The sequence below is a fragment of the Kribbella sp. CCNWLW201 genome, assembly GCF_037203805.1.
Lineage (GTDB): Bacteria > Actinomycetota > Actinomycetes > Propionibacteriales > Kribbellaceae > Kribbella.
Genome location: NZ_JBBCBQ010000020.1, coordinates 32,941 through 52,676 on the forward strand (window position 1 = coordinate 32,941; position 19,736 = coordinate 52,676).

At 68.9% G+C, this 19,736-nt stretch carries 17 protein-coding genes and 1 pseudogene; 8 read left to right on the forward strand and 10 right to left on the reverse strand.

The window, feature by feature from the left end:
- Positions 1 to 31 precede the first annotated feature (31 nt).
- Positions 32 to 220, forward strand: coding sequence for a DUF1918 domain-containing protein (locus V9K99_RS42320; RefSeq protein WP_337012523.1), 189 nt, complete (start codon positions 32 to 34; stop codon positions 218 to 220).
- On the opposite strand, the gene V9K99_RS42325 is transcribed toward V9K99_RS42320, so the two are convergent.
- The 8 genes from V9K99_RS42325 to V9K99_RS42360 all read right to left on the reverse strand — a co-directional run bounded on the left by V9K99_RS42325 (position 204) and on the right by V9K99_RS42360 (position 5,598).
- A complete protein-coding gene (locus tag V9K99_RS42325; protein WP_337012525.1) occupies positions 204 to 983 on the reverse strand; it encodes a polyphosphate polymerase domain-containing protein in 780 nt (259 codons plus the stop codon). The genes V9K99_RS42320 and V9K99_RS42325 overlap by 17 nt on opposite strands.
- Positions 980 to 1,573 (reverse strand): DUF4956 domain-containing protein, encoded by a 594-nt coding sequence (locus V9K99_RS42330; RefSeq protein WP_337012527.1) that lies wholly within the window; start codon positions 1,571 to 1,573, stop codon positions 980 to 982. Before V9K99_RS42330 ends, V9K99_RS42325 begins: the two co-directional genes overlap by 4 nt.
- Positions 1,574 to 1,655: 82 nt before the next feature.
- Entirely contained in the window at positions 1,656 to 2,315 is a 660-nt protein-coding gene (locus V9K99_RS42335; protein WP_337012529.1) for a response regulator transcription factor, read from the reverse strand.
- Positions 2,312 to 3,760, reverse strand: coding sequence for a sensor histidine kinase (locus tag V9K99_RS42340; protein ID WP_337012531.1), 1,449 nt, complete (start codon positions 3,758 to 3,760; stop codon positions 2,312 to 2,314). The genes V9K99_RS42335 and V9K99_RS42340 overlap by 4 nt, the downstream gene beginning before the upstream one ends.
- Entirely contained in the window at positions 3,717 to 4,004 is a 288-nt protein-coding gene (locus tag V9K99_RS42345; protein ID WP_337012533.1) for a hypothetical protein, read from the reverse strand. The genes V9K99_RS42340 and V9K99_RS42345 overlap by 44 nt, the downstream gene beginning before the upstream one ends.
- A gap of 62 nt (positions 4,005 to 4,066) precedes the next feature.
- Positions 4,067 to 4,330 (reverse strand): transcriptional regulator, encoded by a 264-nt coding sequence (locus V9K99_RS42350; RefSeq protein WP_337012535.1) that lies wholly within the window; start codon positions 4,328 to 4,330, stop codon positions 4,067 to 4,069.
- A gap of 183 nt (positions 4,331 to 4,513) precedes the next feature.
- The gene (locus V9K99_RS42355; protein WP_337012537.1) at positions 4,514 to 5,011 is read right to left on the reverse strand and encodes a hypothetical protein; all 498 of its coding nucleotides are present in this window, start codon (positions 5,009 to 5,011) and stop codon (positions 4,514 to 4,516) included.
- A gap of 35 nt (positions 5,012 to 5,046) precedes the next feature.
- Positions 5,047 to 5,598, reverse strand: coding sequence for a superoxide dismutase family protein (locus tag V9K99_RS42360; protein WP_337012539.1), 552 nt, complete (start codon positions 5,596 to 5,598; stop codon positions 5,047 to 5,049).
- A 143-nt stretch (positions 5,599 to 5,741) separates the two neighbouring features.
- Between V9K99_RS42360 and V9K99_RS42365 the strand changes: the two genes are divergently transcribed.
- Complete coding sequence (locus V9K99_RS42365) at positions 5,742 to 6,272, forward strand: RNA polymerase sigma factor (protein ID WP_337012541.1); 531 nt, start codon at positions 5,742 to 5,744, stop codon at positions 6,270 to 6,272.
- A complete protein-coding gene (locus V9K99_RS42370; RefSeq protein WP_337012543.1) occupies positions 6,269 to 6,883 on the forward strand; it encodes a hypothetical protein in 615 nt (204 codons plus the stop codon). Before V9K99_RS42365 ends, V9K99_RS42370 begins: the two co-directional genes overlap by 4 nt.
- Here the strand turns inward: V9K99_RS42370 and V9K99_RS42375 are convergent.
- Complete coding sequence (locus tag V9K99_RS42375; RefSeq protein ID WP_337012545.1) at positions 6,880 to 7,767, reverse strand: LysR family transcriptional regulator; 888 nt, start codon at positions 7,765 to 7,767, stop codon at positions 6,880 to 6,882. The two genes, V9K99_RS42370 and V9K99_RS42375, sit on opposite strands and share 4 nt — an antisense overlap.
- A gap of 107 nt (positions 7,768 to 7,874) precedes the next feature.
- Here V9K99_RS42375 and V9K99_RS42380 point away from each other — a divergent pair.
- From V9K99_RS42380 to V9K99_RS42400, 5 genes and pseudogenes are all read left to right on the forward strand, one after another.
- Positions 7,875 to 8,633: pseudogene (locus V9K99_RS42380) on the forward strand (DMT family transporter); the annotation flags it as partial.
- A 145-nt stretch (positions 8,634 to 8,778) separates the two neighbouring features.
- Positions 8,779 to 11,946 carry an AfsR/SARP family transcriptional regulator gene (locus V9K99_RS42385; protein WP_337012547.1) on the forward strand — a complete coding sequence of 1,056 codons (3,168 nt, stop codon included), beginning with the start codon at positions 8,779 to 8,781 and terminating at the stop codon, positions 11,944 to 11,946.
- 248 nt (positions 11,947 to 12,194) lie between these two features.
- The gene (locus V9K99_RS42390; RefSeq protein ID WP_337012549.1) at positions 12,195 to 13,655 is read left to right on the forward strand and encodes a hypothetical protein; all 1,461 of its coding nucleotides are present in this window, start codon (positions 12,195 to 12,197) and stop codon (positions 13,653 to 13,655) included.
- Positions 13,656 to 13,712: 57 nt separating this feature from the next.
- Positions 13,713 to 14,567 (forward strand): hypothetical protein, encoded by an 855-nt coding sequence (locus tag V9K99_RS42395; protein WP_337012551.1) that lies wholly within the window; start codon positions 13,713 to 13,715, stop codon positions 14,565 to 14,567.
- Between the two features lie 64 nt (positions 14,568 to 14,631).
- Positions 14,632 to 17,844 (forward strand): AfsR/SARP family transcriptional regulator, encoded by a 3,213-nt coding sequence (locus V9K99_RS42400; protein WP_337012553.1) that lies wholly within the window; start codon positions 14,632 to 14,634, stop codon positions 17,842 to 17,844.
- A gap of 94 nt (positions 17,845 to 17,938) precedes the next feature.
- On the opposite strand, the gene V9K99_RS42405 is transcribed toward V9K99_RS42400, so the two are convergent.
- Positions 17,939 to 19,402, reverse strand: coding sequence for a ricin-type beta-trefoil lectin domain protein (locus tag V9K99_RS42405; protein WP_337012555.1), 1,464 nt, complete (start codon positions 19,400 to 19,402; stop codon positions 17,939 to 17,941).
- Positions 19,403 to 19,736 lie beyond the last annotated feature (334 nt).

Here is a 19,736-nt window from a genome sequence, read left to right on the forward strand (position 1 = left end):
GAGAGCAGTCACGACTGATGGAGGCGGTCCGATGAAGGCGGCGGCGGGTGACACAGTAATCGTCGAGGGTACTCACGTGAGTGCGCACCGGCGGCAAGGCGAGATCGTCGAGGTCCACGACCCGAACGGCGCTCCGCCGTACCTGGTGCACTGGACCGATACCGACAGCGAGAGCCTGTTCTTCCCCGGACCGGACGCACACATCATCCACTCCGAGTGAGCTGGCGCAACGTTCGGTGCCACGGGTTGGCGCGCAGCTGAGGGTTGAGCAGCGCGGCCGCTACGCAGTACTTGCTGACCTGGATCGGCCGCACCTGCAGTTCGCGTAGCACCAGGTCGGCGACTCCCGCGCGCCCGGCTGTCTTGCTCTCCACGAGTACGGCGGCCGGGAGCACGTCGACCGACGCTCGGCCGTCGAAGAACCGCAGGTCGATGTCACACGTCATCCGCGCGTGCTCGACCCGGTCGACCAAGGTGCTTCGCCGGTATGTCGTGGTCAGCGCGGGCTGCAGCCGATCCTCGAGTCCGACGCCGTACGCCGTCCGCAACTGATCGGCCAGGAACTCCCAGGCCGGCTCGGTCAGCCGGGCCCGGTCGGCCAGCGGATACGGCATCCGCGACTTGACCGTCTCGGACCGGTTCCCCTTCAGCTTCACCTCGAAGCTGCACTCCCCGCTGTCGAGGTACGACCGCGTCCGCACCTTGTACCGGTACCGCCGCCGCTGCACGTGCTGGCGGTAGAGCCCGAGTGACGGTGTGTCGAAGTACACCGACTCGTACCGGAAGCTCCGCTGCCCGTCGATCTCCAGTACGGCGAACCGGTCCCGCAACCGCGTCACCAACTCGACGAACGTCCCGATCGGCACCAGGTACTTGCGATCCACCCGGGTCTGCAGCTCGGCCTCCGCGAGCACCTCGTCGAGCGTCATCGGCGGCAACTGCGCCAGCGCCCCGGTCATCGCCGCCAGCAGCCGGCGACTCATGAGGCGAACCGCTCAAGACGCCGTACGGCGGTCTGCGGTACCTCGGCGCGGACCCGGTAGCGGACGTCGACGACCGTGGTGTCGGTGACCAGGTCCAGATCGAGGACGACGAAGTACCGGATGTCGGCCCGGAGCAGCCGCTCGAGCGCCGGCCCGACCTCGCGGACGTCCGGGTAGGCCTGGTCGAGGACGACCTTCTGGCGGCGCGACCGGAGGGTGAGTCGCGGGTGGTCGACGACGTACATCAGTCCGACCAGCAGGAAGCTCAGCGCGGGCGCGAGCCAGAACGGGCCGGGGTGGAGGCCGTTGATCAGGCCCATCGCGAGCGAGATGAAGTAGTACGCCACCTCTTCCTGGGTGATCGAGTCCGACCGCAGCCGGATGATCGAGAGGATGCCGAACAGGCCGAGTCCGAGTCCCATCCCGGCGCCGCTGCCGGCCAGCATCGCGGTGACCGCGAGCACCCCGACGTTGAGCGCGACGTACGCGAGCAGCAGGTCACGCCGGTGGTAGCGGCGGAAGTAGGTGCCGTAGGCAAGCAGAGCAATGGCGAGCAGATCGGCGGGTATCGCGAGTCCCAGACCGGACATGGTTTCCTCCAGGTGAACGTTGGATGGAATCCACCTTTCCGGTCAGTGGTGAGACGTTCCTGAGCCTTTCGTGAGAGACCTCTCACGGAAGCAGGCGGTACCCCATTCCGCGGACGGTCTGGATCCGGTCGGAGCCGAGTTTGCGGCGCAGGTAGCGGATGTAGACGTCGACCACGTTGGAACCCGGGTCGAAGTCGAAACCCCAGACCTGGGAGAGGAGTTGCTCGCGGGACAGCACCTGATCGGGATGCCGGCAGAACACTTCGGCGAGCAGGAACTCCCGCGCGGTGAGCTCGACCGTGTCGCCGTTGACGAGTGCGCGGCGGGTGCGCAGGTCCAGGCTGAGGTCCCCGACCTGCAGGATGTTGGCGTCCGGCGTACCTTCGCTGCGCAATCGCAGGCGGACGCGGGCCAGGAGTTCCTCGAAGGCGAACGGCTTGGCGATGTAGTCGTCCGCACCGCCCTCCAGCCCGGCGACCGTGTCGCGCACACTGTCCCGCGCGGTGAGGATCACGACAGGCATCGTCACCCTTGCCTCACGCAACCGTCGCAGCACGGTGAACCCGTCCACCCGCGGCAGGCCGATGTCGAGAATCAGCAGGTCGTACGCACCACTGGAACCTTCCTGGTACGCCGTCTCGCCGTCGCCGACCACAGTCGTCACGAACCCGTTGCTGCGCAGCCCGCGTTCGACGAACGACGCGATCCGCTCCTCGTCCTCGGCGATCAGGATCCGATTCATCGAACGCCCACTTCCTCACGCGCCGGCAGGGTCAACTCGAAACGTGCGCCCGGCCCGGACGAGGCCAGCCGGACGTCACCGTGATGGGCCTGGGCGATCGAGCGGACGATCGCCAACCCAAGCCCGGCGCCCTCGGTTCGGCGCTGATCGTTGCCGCGGGCAAATCGCTCGAAGATCCGCTCACGGTCCTCCGGCGGCACCCCGGGCCCGGAGTCGGCCACCCACAGCAGCACGCTCCGGTCGGCAGCGAGGTGCGAACCGACTTCGATCCGGTCCCCGGTCTTCGTGTGCCGGACCGCGTTGGACACGAGTTGCATCAGCGCCTGGGTCAGTCGCTGGTCGTCGGCAACTATCGTCGCGTCGGCCGTCGCGGACACCCGCCAGGCGCGGTCCGCCAGCGGCCGTGCCTTCGCGACCACCTCGACGACGAGTTCGGTCAAGTTGACCTCGCCGAGTTCGAGGAAGCCGGGGCGGTCGCTCTTCGCAAGAACCAGCAGATCGTCGACCATCCGGTTCATCCGGGCCAGCTCGTCCAGGACCAGCGCCTTCGTCTCGGCGCGGTCGCGCGGGTCGTCGCCCATCAGCTCCAGGTGGCCGCGGATCACCGTGATCGGCGTCCGCAGCTCGTGCCCGGCGTTGTCGACGAACTCGCGCTGCGACGTGAACGCGTCCTCCAGCCGGTCCAGCATCGTGTTGAACGTGCGCGTCAGCTGCGCGACATCATCGTTGCCGACGACATCGATCCGGCCGCGCAGGTCGGTGTCGCTGATCCGCTCCGCGGTGGTGCGCAACTGGCGGATCGGCGCGAGCACCCGGCCGGTGACCAGCCAGCACGCGCCGGCCGCCATCACCAGCGTGATCGCGCCGATGATCACCAGCCATCGGGCCGCTTCCATCGACGGCTTGGCGATCACGTCGCGGAACTCGAGCACCACCAGCCGCGCGCGCACCGGCTGCTCTCCGATCTGCACCGGGATGACGCCGTACCGGACCTTCCCGGCCGGGCTGTCGACCCAGCCGTACGACGGTTCGGTCGCGCCGGCCAGCCGTCCCACGAAGGCGGCGTCGGTGTCGAGCCGGGCCGGCGGGATGCCCTGGCTGCGGTGGTACTCGCGGCCGTCGACGATGGTGAAGAACGCCTCCGAGTCGTCCGGCAGATTGCTCTGCAGCCAGCGGTCGAGCAGCGCCTCGGGCCGGGTGAAGCCCGCGGCCGCGTTGGAGGTCGAGAAGGAGCGGAACTTGTTCGCCTCGTGGGTCAGTTCGTCGTCCGCGGCCGCGTCGGCGCGGGTCGCGAGGACCTGCCAGGTGAGGAAGACCAGCGCGGACAGGGCGAGCGCGAGCACACCGAACATCCAGCCGATGATCCGCACCCGGGCGCTGACCACCGGCCGCCGCCGGCCATCACCCATCGTCGTCGTCCGGGTCGTCCACGAGATCGTCGTCATCGTCCGGCCCGGCCGTCCTGGCCGGCGGCGGCGACACCGGTTCCGCACCGGTGGTGCTCGTCGCCGTGGGCTTGGTCGGTGTCGCCGTCGGAGCGGGCGTCGGCGTCGTACTGGATCCAGCCGGTACGACGACTGTGCCGCCGAGCTCCGGCGACGACCGCTCAGCCAGATACCGGGGCAGCAGGAACCCGGCCGCCACCAGCAAGCCGGCGACGACCCCATAGATCACCCGTGGAGACCGCATCCTCAAAGCCTGCGATCCCACCCCGAGAACCACATGAGCCGAAGATTACAGATTTCTCATCTTCAAAAGAGGTAAAAGCCCGTGACGGCAGTTGGTGCGGCGCCGAGGACCATCCAGGGTGACAGGAGGGAGCGCTTGAAGATGGCCAGCACGCCGGCGACGGTCAGCAGGCCGATCACGCCCGACATGAACCACAGGCCGATGCCCTTGCCGCGGTCGCCCTCGGCCACGCCGATGCTGTAGACCGCCAGGGAAACGGCCGGCACCGACCCGACGTGGATCAGGATCACTGAAGCCACCCATCGCTGGACGGTCTCGATCTTCATGACCCCATCCTACTACAGCGTGTCGTAGATGTGCCGAAGGACGGGTGGTAGTGGGCTCAGATCGCGACGCTCAGGCGGGGCGGGCCGGGGCGGGGCTCGGGCGAGGCGACTACTACCCGTCCTTCGGTACGCCGCCCCGGTATTCCGGTTGCCTGCCGGGACCTGGAGCGGATCAACGGCCAGCTACTCCTGAGCAACGGCGGCTTCGCGTAGCTGGGGCCGGGGGCGGTAGAGTTCGGCGGCGCCGGCGGCCAGGGTTAGGGACAGGACCAGGAAGCCGCCGTAGAGGTACCAAGGGTTGATCCATTCGCCGTTGAAGCCCTCCCACAAACCAATCTGCGCGAGCACGAGGCCGGCCGCGCCGACCAAGCAGGACCACAGGTGGTGGAGGTAGAGCAGACCACCCAGCAGAAACACCGGCAGGAAGAACGCGCCAGGGCCGACGAAGGTGGGCAGGCACAGTACGGCGAGGACCCGCCACCACCGGGATCGGCCGGCCCGGCGGACGCCGTACAGGATTCCGAGGGCCAGCCCCGAGGCGCTCGTCAGGGCGAGGATCATGCCGGTACCGGTCCAGGTGAACTCGTGGGAGGTCGAGATCAGCCGCATCCACCCTCGGGCGGCGATCCCCCACAGCAGGCCGAGACCGAGCCCGGCCGCGGCGGAGCGTGGAACGCTCAAGCGACGCGGGCCAGACTCGATCGAGTGCTGAATGGTCACCATGACAACGGGAGGCACGCCAGCCGCGGACCTGCGGCGCCGTTGGGATCGGTCGGCTCCTGGTGGATCACGATCGAGCGGTTGCCGGGCACTGGGACGAACGGGACCTCGGCGGCCGCGTGGCCGGTACCGCCTTCGGTGGCGGTGAAGTCGAGCCAGACCTCAGTCGTCTCGTCGACGCGGGGTGGGACCTGTCCGGCCAAGGTGTCGGTGTTGTAGTGCGGGCCGGCTGCAGCGCCGTTGCCCGCCACGCAGGGACCGACGTGCAGATGTGCGCCGAACGTGCGGCCCGCCACGGAGCGGTCGATGCCGTAGACATGCAGGCGCACCGCGCTGTCACCGTCGTCGGACACCATCACGACCACCGCCCGCGCGCCGTCCAACGGGCCGGCCGCGGCCGGGACCAGGTCACTCAGTGCGCCCTGCTCGGTCACCACGCGCGCGGGCGTGTCATCGGCTTGCGCGGCGGTCAGCGGTACGGCGACGAGCGCAGCGGCGGCGGCAACGACGGCCGCCGTGGTCAGGATCTTGCGGGTTACTGCTGTCATGACTCCCCCTCGACGTCCATGCTGGGAGCACGGATCACTACGACAGACGGGACACTGCCGCGGGCCGGGTGACAGCGAAACAACTTTTTTTCGCCTCGTCACCCGGTCCGGCGGCTCACTCGTCCGTAGGGGTGATGGGGGCTATGGATGCGGCAGCGAATCTATCGACCGACGGTGCCCGGCCGGATGCCGACGCGCTGGTGAGCGCGCTCTTCCGGGCCGAAGGAGCGCGCCTGTTCCACCTCGCCCGGTGGTTCGTGGACGACCGGACGGCGGCCGAGGACCTGGTCCAGGAGGCGTTCCTCCGGCTCGCCCGCAACCATCACCGGATCAACGATCAGGACCGGGCGGCGGCGTACCTGCGCTCGATCGTGATCAACCTGGCCCGCGACCACAACCGGCGCGGGCTCGTGTCGCTGCGGCACCGGTTGCCGGCCGAACCCGACGACCGGTCCGCGGAAGACCTTGCCGCCGCGGACGAGAGCCGGCGCGAGGTGATCGAGGCCTTGCGCGGACTCCCCCGCCGCCAGCGCGACTGCGTCGTACTGCGGTACTACCTCGAACTGTCCATCGGCGACATCGCCGGCACCCTCGGCCTGTCGCCGAACTCGGTGAAGACCCACCTGCAACGCGGCCTGCGGTCGCTGAAGTCTCAACTGGAGGTCACGGGATGACAAGCCATCGCCCGGTTCCCGGCGAACCCTCCGAGGTCGAACGCAGGTTGTACGACGCTCTCGACCCGGCCGCGACCCGGCCACCGGCACCGGACCTGTTCGACCGCGTGCTCGGCAGCATCGCCGACGACCGGATCCGGCGCCGGCGGATCACCCGCACCGTCGGCCCTCTGCTCGCTGCAGCTTTGTTGCTGGCAGCAATCATTTTGGTGGTCACCCCGAGGAAGGACGGTCGACTGCTGATGGACTGGTGGATCCTGGAGCTCCTCACGACCGGTCTGCTGATCGCCCTGGCACTCTGGCTCGGGCCGTTCATCAAACGCTTCGGCCGCGCCTACGCGGCGGACGTCTTCCACGACAATCCGCAGACCGGCAAGAGCTACATCGTGCTGACCGACATCGTGTACTACCTGATCTTCACGGCCTACATCCTGTTCACCGTGAGCTTCGAACCGCGCACGGCCTGGGGACTCGAGGTGGTCCCCGCCCAGGTCGGGTTCGAGGCTGCCCGCGTGGGCGGCATCCTGCTGATCATCGGCGTACTGCACGGCCTCAACATCATCCTGATGCCCGTCCTGGGCCGTCTCTTCTCCCTCAACCGCCGGCTCTAGGCGCGGATGCTCGAGGCAGCGTGTTGGAGCTGGTCGAGGACGGTGCGGACTGCTTGGCGGGCGGTGCGTTCGGGGCGGTGGAGGGCGTCGATGTGACGGCGGGCGTGGACGCCGCGGAGCGGGCGGAGTACGACCGATGGATGGCGACGGGCCGTCCACCGGGGCATGAGGGCGATACCGCCGCCGGCCGCCACCACCTCGGCGACGACGGTGAACTCGTTGATCCGGTGGACCAGGTCGAGGCGGTGGTTGGCGGCGGCACCGATCGCCTCGATGGTGGCCATCAGCGGGAAGCCGTCGTGGACGGTGATCCAGGGTTCGTCGGCCACGTCGCGCGGAGTCAGTTGCCGCTTCGCCGCCAGCGGGTGGTCGACGGGAAGGGCCACGTCGAGGGGTTCGTGGAGTAGCGAGGTGACGGCGACCGTACGCGGCCACGCAGCGCCGTGGTCGAGACGGTGGGCGAGGACGACGTCGTACTCACGGGTCAGCAACGGGAACTCGTCCTGCGGGACGTCCTCGTCGTGCAGGCTGAGTTGAGGTGCGGTATCGGCACGCAACAGCAGCGGATAGAAGGTCGCCGCCGCACTGTGGAACGCAGCGACGGACACCACACCACCGGGCTGCTCCATGAACTCGTCGACCGTGTGCCGCGCCCGGGCCAACGCGCTCTCCACGTCGGCTGCCGCACCGGCGAGCGCGCGACCGGCCGCGGTGAGGACGACCCGCCGGCCGTCACGTTCGGTCAGTGGCACCGGGATCGACCGCTGCAGCAACCTGAGCTGCTGTGAGATCGCCGACGGTGTCACCAGCAGCGCCTCCGCGGCCGCGGTCACACTGCCCAGCTCGCCGACTTCCCGAAGCACCCGCAGTTGTCGCTCGTCCATTCCCATACTGTAGGCCTGCTACAAGGTTGATTAAGAAGGTGGTACTTGGCTTCAACGTGGCGAGCCGTCACCGTTGAGCCGTGCTCGCATCCCGCCGTACCGACATCGTGTTGTTGCTGGTCGCCGTCGTGTGGGGCTCGAGCTACTTCGCAGCCAAGACCGCGACCGGCTCCACGCCGGTCCTGACCGTCCTGTTCCTGCGCTACGGCATCTCCGCCATCGCCCTGCTGCTCTTCGTCCGGAGCGTGAACCGACGTGAGCTGAAGGTCGGTGGGTTGCTCGGTCTCAGCCAGGCGGCGGTGCTGGTGCTCGAGACGTACGGCGTCACGCACACCAGCGCGGCCAACGCCGGGCTGATCATCAGCCTGACGCTCGTCCTGACACCGCTGATGGATCGGCGCCGGATGCCGCCGAGGTTCTTCCTCGCGGCCGGTCTCTGCATCGTCGCGGTCGGTCTGCTCATGTCCGGCAACGGCCTCCACGCTCCCGGTCTCGGCGACCTGCTCATGCTCGCCGCCGCCGTCGTCCGGGCCGCCCACGTCGCTCTGGTCGGCCGGCTCGCGACCGACCTCCGACCGTTGCAGGTGACGACCGTGCAGACCGTCGTCGGTACGGCCCTCTTCGCCGTACCAGGTGTGAGTCACCTACCCACGGATGCCGGCGTGGCGACCTGGCTGCAACTGGTCTACCTCGCCCTGTTCTGCAGTGTCTTCGCGTTCCTCGCTCAGACCTGGGCCGTCCAACGGACGTCCGCCAGCCGGGCGAGTCTTCTGCTCGGTACCGAACCCGTCTGGGCCGTTGCCATCGGCATCGTCCTGGCCGGTGAGCGGCTCACCGTGCCGGCCGCGATCGGCGCCGTACTCATGCTGACCGGCACCACCTGGGGCCAGTCCATAGAGCGGACACATCGCCTCCGATATGGACCTCTGATGTCCCATGATGGGGGCACGTCGGGAGGTGGGGATGCGCTTCGAGGTGCTCGGGCCAGTGCGAGTGGTCCACAACGGGGAAGTGCTGGGCCCGATCTCGGAGCTGCGCCGACGGCTGCTCGCCGTCCTGCTGGTGCGGGCGGGCCGGCCGGTGCCGACGGACGTGCTCGCCGGCGCGCTGTGGGGTACGGCGGCCCCGCGACGCACGGGGAACAGCATGCAGATCCACGTGCACCGGTTGCGCCAGATCCTGGCTGACCCGGACCGGCTGGTCAGCGTGTCCGGCGGCTACCTGCTGAACGTCGAACCGGATGAGCTCGACGCCGACGTGTTCTTCCGCCTCCACGCCGAAGCACGTCGTACGGCGGAGTCCGGCGATCCCGAGCAGGCCATCGCCCTGTTCCGCGAGGCGCTGGCGTTGTGGCGAGATGCGCCGTACGCCGACATCGACGAGACCGAGGTGGTCGCGCCGGAGGCGAAACGGCTGGCCGAGGCGCGACTGGTCGCGTACGAGGAGCTGTTCGACGCCGAACTGGAGCGCGGCCGGGCGCGGGAGATCGTGCCGGAGCTGACGGAACTGGTCGCGGAGTATCCGTTACGGGAGCGGTTCATCGGTCAGCAGATGCTCGCGCTCTACCGATCCGGTCGGCGGACCCGGGCGGAAGTCGCCTACCGGGCGGCCCGGCAACGGCTGGCCAAGGAACTGCGGGCGGAACCTGGCCGCGAGCTCCGGGAACTCGGTGAGGCGATCCGGGTAGAAGATCCGAAGCTCGATCACGAGACTCCAGTGCCAGAGTCGGCGCCGGCTCCTGCTCCGGCTGCGACCGTGCGGCCGAGCCAGCTGCCGCCCTCGCCCGGCGCGTTCTTCGGCCGGGAATCCGAGCTCGAGGAGCTCGACCTGGCCGACGGCCTCGTGCTACTCACCGGGATGGCCGGGATCGGGAAGACCGGTCTGGCATTGCAGTACGCCCATCAGGTCGCGGACCGCTTCGGCGACGGCCAGCTCTACATCGACCTCTGCGGACACGCGCCGGAGCCGGCACTCGATCCGCTGACCGCGCTCGGGCAACTGCTTCGCGGGCTCGGCGCGGACTCGAACCGGGCCTGGGAATCCGTCGCGGACGCGACCGCGGAGTATCGCTCCGTGCTGAACGGCCGCAAGCTCCTGGTGCTGCTCGACAACGCCGCGTCGGCGGAGCAGGTCCGGCCGTTGCTCCCGGCAACATCAGGCTGCCTGACCGTGATCACCAGCCGGAACAAGCTCTCCGGCCTGATCGCCCGCGAAGGCGCCCACCGCATCGGCGTCGGTGAACTCCCGTCTGACGCCGCCCACGCCCTACTGGCCCGCCTGGTCGGCCCGAACCGCTTGGCCGCCGAGCCGCACCAGACCACCGCCCTCATCGAAGCCTGCGCCGGCCTCCCGTTGGCCCTCCGCATCGCAGCGGCCCAACTCGCCGACGAACCCCATCGGACCCTGGCCGACTACCTGACCGAACTGAAGGAGCACGGCGCGGCCGCCCTGACCCTGCACGACGACGAACACTCCGCCGTCACTGCAGCCTTCGATCTCTCGTACGAACGTCTCGATCCGGCGACCCGCCAACTCTTCCGCCGCCTCGGCCTCGTCCCCGGCCTCGACTTCACCGTCGACGCCGTCGCGGCCCTGAGTGGTACGACGCCGTCGGCCGCGCGCGACGCCATCCGCAAACTCACCGCGGCGCACCTGCTCGAGGAACACTCCCCCGGCCGCTACCGCTTCCACGACCTCCTCCGCGACGACACCCGCCGCCGAGCCGAATCCGAAGACTCCCCCGAGACCCGCGACGACGCACTCGAACGCCTCTACTCCTGGTACTACCAAGGCAAGACGGCGGCCGCCGCGACGATGGCCTCGACCCGGCGGTTTCCACCGGCTCCCCCACGTCCCGATGCGATCCCTGAGACCACCTTCGACGACGCCCGGGCCGCCGTCCACTGGATGCGAGCCGAGTTCACCAACATCGCCGCCGCGGTCAAGACCGCCGGTGAATCCGCTGAACAGGCGCACTGGACGTGGCACCTCGCGGCGGGTCTGATGACCCGGATGGCCGAGCAGGGCTACGTCCTCGACATCCACATGATGGCGGACAGCGGGATAGCGGCCGCCCGGGCGGCGGGCGATCGGCACGCACTCGCGAACATGATCGCGGAGCTCAGCATGGTGCGGCACCGGTTCGATCTCCCCATCGACACCGATCTCCTGGTCGAGGCGCTCGAGCACGCCGAGCAGGTGGGTCACCCTGCCCTTCTCACCTACTGCCTCAACTCCGCCGCGATCGTGTACCAGTACAGGGGTGATCTCGACGTCGCGGAGCAGTACCTCGCCCGCGCGCTCGACATCCACGGCAGCGACAAGTGGGCGCGCGTACAGCCGTTGGGCAATCTCGCGCTGATCGCCATCATGCGCGGCGACCTCAGCGGGGCCGCGCAGCGATGGGAGCAGATCCTCGCCATGGCGGACCATGACGGGGACCGGTTGACCGCGCTCGCGCTGCCCGAACTGATCCGGACGCGCGCCATGCTCGGCCACGTCGACGGTATCGACGACCTGATCGAGCGAGCCGACGCCGCGGTCGCCTCCTCCGGGGACCGGTTCAATCTGCACAAGCTGCGCATCTACCGAGCCACCTGGTACCGCGACACCGGACGCCACCGCGAAGCGTTCGAGGTGGCTTCGGCGGCCGCCCGGTCCGCGCACGATCTCGGTGAGCCGTCGACCCGCAGCACCTGTCACTTCCACCTGGGCCTCAGTCAGCTCGCCCAGGGCGACCTCGACGCCGCCCGCGCGGAGTTCGAGCGGGCCGCCGAACTGGGCGACCTGGGGGGCGTACTGGAACGGCGCACCCAGGCCGTCCGTGGGCTGGCCGAGACCGAGCTTGCGGCGGGCAACCTGGCGGCCGCGGAAGCCCATGCCGTCGAAGCGGTCGACATCGCCCGCAGCTGGCGGTGGGCACCAGGCCTCCTGGCCGGGGCGATCATCACGCTCGGGCGGGTCGAACTGGCGCTCGGCCGGCCGGCGGACGCGATTGCGCGAGCGGAGGAAGCTTTGACGATCCACCAGCGAACCGGCCACTTTCTCGGGCGGGCGCGGGCGCATCGGTTGCTGGGCAAGGCTGGGGCGGGCCGCGAGCATTTGCGTGAAGCGTTGACCATGTTCGAGGCTTATGGGTCTCCCGAGGCCGTTGAGATGCGAGCGTTGCTGGGCACGTGACCAGCATCCGCAAGGGCGCTTTCTGCGCGCTTTCCGAGCGCTTTCAGGTCGCTGAGGCTCGCTACCAGGTGCTACTCACCGGCGGTTAGCGTCCCGCCGTGTCCTCCGTTCAACCACCTCTGCCGCCCGGCGGCCGGCCCACCCCTCCTGGCCCGTACGGTGCTCCGCCCGGTCCGTACGGACCGCCGCCGGGCGGTTTCCCCCCGCCGCCCAACCAGTGGCCGCAACAACCGACGTCGTACCAGCAGATGCCTGGCCAGCAGATGCCCGGCCAGCCGATGCCCTGGCCGCCGCCGGGTCCGGGTCACCGGAAGCCGAAGTCGAAGGCAGGCCTCGTCCTGGTCGCGCTGGTGCTCGTTGTCCTGCTGATCGGGGCGGCCGGGGGCGGCATGTACTACTTCCAGCTCGGCCCCTTCGGCTCGAAGATCTCCGCGGACCGGAAGCTCGAGTACGTCCTGCAGGAGCGGTTCGCCGCGAACTACCGGCCGACCGAAGGCTCCGACATCCTGACCGGCCACTGGTGGACGGACAAGTACCTGGTCCGCTCGATGCCGAACCAGATCGTCGCCTACGACCTTGCCAACGGCAGTACGGCGTACACGGTGGATACGCCGAACCACGGTCTGTGCAAGGCCTCCGGGCAACAGTCCAGCAAGGGCTATATCGCCGTACTGCGAGGCACCAGGACGCAGGGCTGCCGTCAGGTCACGGTCGTCGACATCACCAACGGCAAGGTGGTGTGGTCGAAGAACCTCCCGCCGGCCGGGGCGCCACGTCCGGACCTGGCGGGGGCCAGTTACTTCCCGCGCCTCAGCCACGAGCCGGCGATTCTGGGCGACCGGCTCTACATCCCGACCGAAAAGGGCACGCACATCCTCAAGGTCTCCGACGGCTCGACGATCGGGACGCCGCCGGACCCGAAGGAGGGGAAGTGCTACACCACATATGTCGACGTGATCGACACGACCGGGTTCGCCTACCGGAACTGCTCCCGCCACGGCGGCCGTGAGGGCCTTCACCTGACCGCCTTCAACCCAGCGGGCAAGCCGATCTACCAGTGGAAGCTGCCCGTCGTGGGCAAGCGGCCGTGGATGCTTGCCGGTGTGTTGTCGGCCAATCCGCTGGTCGTCCGCGCGTACAACCAGCAACAGAGCCAGATCTGGCGAGTCGATCCGAAGACCGGCAAGCACAACGTCGTCGTCGACCTCTATCGGATCTCGCGGGGACCGGCCCCCGGGGACCCGTGCGCGATCGCCGGCAGCGACGGCCTGTACGACTGCCCGGGGCAGCTCGTCGCGAACGATGTCCTCTACCTGCAGCACCGCCTCGGTGCCAGCACTCGGTCGACCGAGCTCCGGCAAGGCATCGCGGCGTACGACGTCCGGTCCGGCAAGCAGCTGTGGCTGCGGGAGTGGGGCGAGGATCACGACGTGACCCCGCCGATCGGCGTGGATGGCGACGGCGCGCCGGTCGTCTACCTGCTGCCCAAGGAGAAAGACCCGGGCGCCGTCGTCCGGGTCGATCCCGCCAACAGCGGGAAGATGACCGCGATCGCGACCTTGCCCAAGGCAAAGAGACCCGACTCCCGCAGCCTGATCGCCTCCCCTGAGCCTGGTGGCCTTGCCTGGCACAACAACCGGCTGGCGTTCCTCCGGATCCAGATCAACGTCAAGGACGCCGGCGACGACGCCACGACCATCCTCAGATAGCCATCCCACAGCTCGGTACCCCGATCACGGGGCCCGCCCACCGAACAAGGAGATGTGATGACAGTTGAGAGCAATGGCCTGTCCCGACGGAAGTTGCTGGTCGCGGGGGCGGCCGGGCTCGCCGGGGCCGGCCTGATCCTGCCCGGCCAGGCCTCGGCCGCCGAGCCCGCAGGGCCCGCTGAACCCGCCGGGCTCCCCGAGCCCGGCACCATCACGCCGATGGCGATGATCACCAGGAACTACCTCGGCTCGACCGGCTGCCATCTGGCCTACGAACCCACCGGCAACACCACGAGCTTCACCTTCGAGTCGGGCTTCTACAACCAGCTGGCCGCTTGGAAGGAGTTCATCAACGACAACACACCGGACTCCTGGGGCTGGGCCTCGACGATCTACTCCTACGGCGCCTACACCAACAAGCCTGGCATGCATGGTCTCGGCCGCGCCTTCGACCTCGGCAGGATCATCTACCGCAACAGCAGCGGATCGACCCAGCTGATCAGCATGCGGTACGACGTCTGGCGCAACTACTCCAACGCGGACTGGTACAAGCGGCGGTACTGGGGAACTGCCGCCGGCCTGATGCGCCGCTTCCGCCACGTCCTCACCTACATGGACAACACGACGCACTGGAACCACATGCACGTCGACAACGACATCTACGGCGAGCAGGACGACTGCTACTACAGCACGGGGTCGGCGTCACAGACCTATATCGTGCAGGGCGCCTGCCGTCAGGTCTGGGGTCTGTCCACCGGAGTCGACGGCGACTGGGGTCCGGAGACCGAGTCCCACTCCACGTCCGTCCTCCGGCGGATCGGGCGGCCCACCGGCACGATCACCAACAGCGCCAATTTCAGGGCCTTCTGTACGGCGTCCTTCCGCAAGGCGGTCGGCACGCAGTCTTACTGACCGGCCATTCCCGGGCCGAGCCCCCATCCGTAGTCGATGATGGGGGCTCGACTGGGAGGTGGCTGTGCGTTTCGAGGTGCTGGGGACCGTTCAGGCAGTCAGCGACGGCCAGGCGGTGGCGGTGTCGGAGTTGCGTCGCCGGTTGCTCGCCATCCTGCTGGTCCGGGCGAACCGATCGGTGGCCATCGACACTCTCGTCGACGCGCTCTGGCCGACGGACGCGCCACAGCGTCCGGCCAACAGCCTCCAGGTGCACGTGTACCGGCTCCGGCAGGTGCTCGACCGGCCGGAGCGTCTCCGCGGCGTCTCCGGCGGCTACCAACTGGACGTCGGCCCGGACGAGCTCGACGCCTTCGTCTTCGCCGACCTGCATTCCGCCGCACGGAACGCCGCCGAGTCCGGCGACCTGGAACGCGCCGTGACCGGGTTCCGCGAAGCCCTCGCGGTGTGGCGCGGTACGCCGTACGCCGATGTCGACGAGGCGCACCTGGTCGCGCCGGAAGCGAAACGGCTGGCCGAGGCAAGGATGGTCGCCTACGAGGAGTTGTACGACGCCGAGCTCGAGCTGGGCCGAGCCCGCGAGATCGTGCCCGAACTGACCGAACTCGTGGCCGCCTACCCGCTCCGGGAACGGATCATCGGCCAGCTCATGCTCGCGCTGTACCGATCCGGCCGGCAGTCCAGGGCCGAGGTCACCTACCGGGCCGCCCGCCAGCGGCTGGCTCGTGACCTCAAGACCGAGCCCGGCCGCGAGCTTCGCGAGCTGTTCGAGTCGATCTGCTCGGAGGACCCCGGCCTGGACACGACGGCCGCCGCAGCTCCCGCAGTAGCCACCAAGCCGGGACAGTTGCCTCCGGCACCGGGCGCGTTCTTCGGTCGTGAACCGGAGCTGGCCGAGCTGGATCTGGCCGCGACCTCCGGGGACGGTCTGGTGCTGCTGACCGGCATGGCAGGGGTCGGCAAGACCGGGCTGGCCGTGCACTATTCACACCAGGTCGCGGACAACTACGGCAACGGCCAGCTCTACCTCGATCTGCGCGGACACTCGTCGGCTCCGGCTCTGGATCCGCTGCAGGCGTTGGGCCATCTGCTCCGCGGCCTGGGTTCGGATCGGGTGCCGGAGTCGCTCGCCGAGGCCACCGCCGAGTACCGGTCCCAGATCGCCGGCCGGAAGATCCTGGTGCTGCTGGACAACGCGGGTTCGACCGACCAGATCCGGCCGTTGCTACCGGCAACACCTGGCTGCCTGACCCTGATCACCAGCCGGAACCGGCTGTCCGGTCTCATCGCCCACGAAGGCGCGCAGCGCATCAGCCTCGACACCCTGGACGCCGACACCGCGCACGAACTCCTGGTCCGTCTGCTCGGCCATGGTCGCGTGACTGCGGAAGGCGCCTCGGTTGCCGATTTGATCGAAGCCTGTGCGGGCCTCCCGCTCGCACTGCGGATCGCCGCAGCACAACTAGCCGACGAACCACACCGCTCCGTGGCCGACTACGTCACCGAGCTCCAGGAGCGCGGCCTGACCGTTCTCGCCCTGGAAGACGACGAGCAGTCCGCGGTCGCGGCCGCGTTCGACCTCTCCTACCACCACTTGGAGACAGGCGTACGACGCTTGTTCCGGTTGGCCGGCCTCATCCCTGGCTTGGACTTCACCGTCGATGCGGCCGCCGCGTTGACCGGGACCCGAGTGGCCGAGGCGCGAGCCGCCGTACGTGTGCTGACCGGTGCTCACCTGCTGCAGGAGCACGCGGCGGGTCGCTATCGATTCCACGACTTGCTCAGGGACTACGCGCGACAGCGGGCCGTGGTCGAGGAGCCGGAGACGCAACGGGCCGAGGCGCTGAATCGGCTCTACACCTGGTACTACCGGGGCAGAACGGCGGCTGCTGAACATCTCATCTCGTGGCGCCTCGAACCGCCGTGTCCGCCACTACCGGAGGTCCCGCCGGTGGGGTTCGCTGCCGCGGGCGAGGCCCTCACCTGGCTGCAGGCCGAGTTCCAGAACATCGTCGCCGCGATCCGGGAATGCGCGGTCAACGGCCCGGCACATTGGTGCTGGCACCTCGCCCTCGGCGTGGTCTCGGACATGGAACGGCACGGCCACCTGACCGACGTGCTGTCGATGCTGGAGGTCGTGGTGGACGCGGCACGGGCCGCGGATGACCAGCAGGCGATCGCTCTGTCGCTCGGTGAGTTCGGCATCCTCGAGAGCACGGCCGGCCGGACGCTGTCCAGCGAGCTGATCACCGAAATGCTCGCTGCCGCCCAGAACTCCGGCGCCGCTGCCGTGACGGGCTTCGGCCTCTACGTGACCGGAGTCATCCGGATGAGAAGTGGCGATGCTCCCGCCGCGGTCGACTACCTGTCGCGAGCGCTGGACACGCAGGAACGCGCCGGAGACACGATCGGGCAGACCCTGACCTACCTGAACCTCGGCAACGTCACCCTGATGCAGGGCGACGTCCGCGGCGGGGCGCGGGCCTATGAGCGCATGATCGAGATCGCAGGCGACCAGACACCGTCGCTGACCGTCTCCGGGCTGCTGAATCTGTGCCACGCGCGGATCACGCTCGGCCGGCTGGACGGGATCGACGAGCTGTTGAAGCGCGCCGAGCAGTTGGTCGAAAGACTGCACGACACGTCGCGGGGATGCGTGGTCACCTACACGCGGGCGAGTCTGTACCGCGATTCCGGGCGCGCGGCGGAGGCTCGCGAACTCCTCCAGCAGGCCAGTCACCTCGCCACCGAGATCGGCCTGCCGCGGCTACGGAGCCACATCCTCAACGAGCTGGGCTTCTGTCACCTCGCTCTCGACGACCCTGCGCAGGCCCGAGCCGTGTTCGAGCAGTCCGCCGAGCTGGCGAGCTCGGACACCATGCGCGAGTACCGCACGCATGCCACCCGTGGGTTGGCCCTCGCCGACCTGGCCGAGTCGTCCTTGGCCGCCGCGGAATCACATGCGCGCGAGGCGATCGAGATCGCCATCGGCGCGGACCGGATGCACGAAGGCGAGGCACTCGTCGTCCTCGCCCGGGTCGAACTCGCCCTCGGCCGGACCGACGACGCCGTCGTACACGCCGAGCAGGCCCTGGCCATCCAGCAGGAGACCTGCTACTTCCTCGGCGAGGCCCGCGCCCACCACGTCCTGGGCGAAGCGCGAGCCGACGCGGGCCACCTTCAGGAAGCCCTGCGGATGTTCGAGGAGTTCGGCTCCCCCGAGGCGTCCGCCGTACGCGAAGCCTTGAGAATCAAGCGGCCCGGCTTGACGTCCTGACGATGGTCACCAGCGCAGGCGATCAGCCAGAGGCCGAAGCGGGCGTCACCGCAGGTGCCTCCCGGGATGGCCGGGAGGCATCTGCGCGGTGCCGTTAGGAGCGCGTCCATTTCTGGTTGTCCGCGCCGTTGCAGTACCAGACGTCGACGGCAGTGCCGTTACCCGTTCCGCCGCCGGCGGCGTCCAGGCAGAGGTCGGGGCTCGCAACGCTGGTGATGGTGAGGTCGGCGTTGACGTTCCAGGCCTGGTTGGCCGCGCCGGTGCAGTTCTCGATGGTGACCAGGCTGCCCGCGGCACCGGCGGTCATGCACTTGTCCGCGTAGACCGTGAGCTGCTTGTCAGCCGTGTAGTTCCACGACTGGTTGCCGCCGTTGTTGCAGTCCCAGAGGTCGAGCGCCGTACCAGGTGCGGTCGAGAAGCCGGGGACGTCGACGCACCGGTTGCTGGCCACGCCACGAATCGGCTCACCCGGAGGCGCTGGCGGCAGGTCGTTGGACGGCTCCGTCTTCAGCAGACCCCAGCCCCACTGCAGCTGCGCCAGACCGCTCTGGCTGTTGACCTGCAGGTCGTTCGGGCCGACCTGGGTCGTCATCGAGTAGGAGTCGCCGTTGCGCAGGCCCGGCCAGTAGACGATGCCCATGTTCTGCTCACGCGCGACCTGGGTGAGGGCAGCGAGGTACGACGTGTAGACGTTGCCCTCGTGGTTGCCGTAGTTCAGGCCGATCGTCATCGGGGAACCGGCCTCATCGATGATCGTGCGCCAGCCGTACTCGCCGATCCGGGGCCGCAGGTTCGCCAGCCAGGCCGCCTCGTTCTCGTCGGAGGCCCAGAAGCCGTAGAAGTGCAGCGACAGCAGCGTGCCGTCGAGCTTGGGCTCCGCGCCGACACCGGTGACGTTGTCGTTGTAGCCGGTGCCGGAGATGACGATCCGGCCGCGCGGGACGCTCTTGTGCGTGGCGATCCAGTTCGTGGTGAGCGTGACCCACTCGTTCAGCGAGTAGCCGAACGGCTCGTTCATCGGCTCGAAGTACACCCGCGCGTTCTTGCCGTACGCCGCGACCACGGTGTTCCACATGGCGGCGTACTTGGCCGGATCGTCGACCCGGCCGTCCTTGGCGTTGTCGGCCTCCCAGTAGCTGAGGATGACCTTGAAGCCGCCGGCCACGGACGCGTCGATCGCACCCCGGTAGGACGCCCACCAGGCGGTTCCCACACTCGACGGGTTGATCGGCAGCCGGATCGTGTTGGCCTTCAGTTCCTTGCGGAACTCGCCGGTGATACCGACGGCCTTCTGGTACGTCGTCGCGTAGGAGTCCGCCGTACTCAGGCCGGACGGGACCACCTCGTCGTCGGCGTAGTTGTCCCGCGGGTCCGCCCAGTTCACGCCGCGGAACTCACTCGTCCCGGTCGGCCCGGTGTACCCGGAGCTCTCGGTCGTCGCGGTGGCGGCCGCTCCGGCGTCGCGGGTGGTCGACGCCCCGGCCTGCACCGTCACGGCGGCGACAACGGCCGTCGCGGCGAGCGCCGCAGCGGCGATACGCCCAACAGTTGATCTCACGCGCACTCCGATCCTCACGAGCGGCGGCCCCGAACGCCGCGAAGTTTCGTCTCTCGCGGCGATGTTTACGTAAACACGAGCAACCGTCAATGCCGGATGTTAGCGTCAACATCAGATGTGACGGGGGTCACATTCAAAGATCGGACGTCCTATTCGACTGGCGGCTGTGGTTGCCGGGGTGCTGCGGTCGGGCGGCTGTGGTTGCCGGGTGCTTCGGTCAGGCGACCGTGGTTGTCGGGTGCCCGGGTAGGGCGACTGTGGTTGTCGGGTGCTGCGAGAAGGCGACTGTGGTGGCGCGGCTCCGGGCTGCTTGATGGTGCTAGTCGTGGTGGTG

Bases quoted from the DNA above. Each gene is read 5' to 3' on its own strand.
- V9K99_RS42320 (WP_337012523.1), top strand. From the start codon at position 32: ATGAAGGCGGCGGCGGGTGACACAGTAATCGTCGAGGGTACTCACGTG.
- V9K99_RS42325 (WP_337012525.1), bottom strand. From the start codon at position 983: ATGAGTCGCCGGCTGCTGGCGGCGATGACCGGGGCGCTGGCGCAGTTG.
- V9K99_RS42330 (WP_337012527.1), bottom strand. From the start codon at position 1,573: ATGTCCGGTCTGGGACTCGCGATACCCGCCGATCTGCTCGCCATTGCT.
- V9K99_RS42335 (WP_337012529.1), bottom strand. From the start codon at position 2,315: ATGAATCGGATCCTGATCGCCGAGGACGAGGAGCGGATCGCGTCGTTC.
- V9K99_RS42340 (WP_337012531.1), bottom strand. From the start codon at position 3,760: ATGACGACGATCTCGTGGACGACCCGGACGACGACGATGGGTGATGGC.
- V9K99_RS42345 (WP_337012533.1), bottom strand. From the start codon at position 4,004: ATGCGGTCTCCACGGGTGATCTATGGGGTCGTCGCCGGCTTGCTGGTG.
- V9K99_RS42350 (WP_337012535.1), bottom strand. From the start codon at position 4,330: ATGAAGATCGAGACCGTCCAGCGATGGGTGGCTTCAGTGATCCTGATC.
- V9K99_RS42360 (WP_337012539.1), bottom strand. From the start codon at position 5,598: ATGACAGCAGTAACCCGCAAGATCCTGACCACGGCGGCCGTCGTTGCC.
- V9K99_RS42365 (WP_337012541.1), top strand. From the start codon at position 5,742: ATGGATGCGGCAGCGAATCTATCGACCGACGGTGCCCGGCCGGATGCC.
- V9K99_RS42370 (WP_337012543.1), top strand. From the start codon at position 6,269: ATGACAAGCCATCGCCCGGTTCCCGGCGAACCCTCCGAGGTCGAACGC.
- V9K99_RS42375 (WP_337012545.1), bottom strand. From the start codon at position 7,767: ATGGACGAGCGACAACTGCGGGTGCTTCGGGAAGTCGGCGAGCTGGGC.
- V9K99_RS42390 (WP_337012549.1), top strand. From the start codon at position 12,195: ATGCCTGGCCAGCAGATGCCCGGCCAGCCGATGCCCTGGCCGCCGCCG.
- V9K99_RS42395 (WP_337012551.1), top strand. From the start codon at position 13,713: ATGACAGTTGAGAGCAATGGCCTGTCCCGACGGAAGTTGCTGGTCGCG.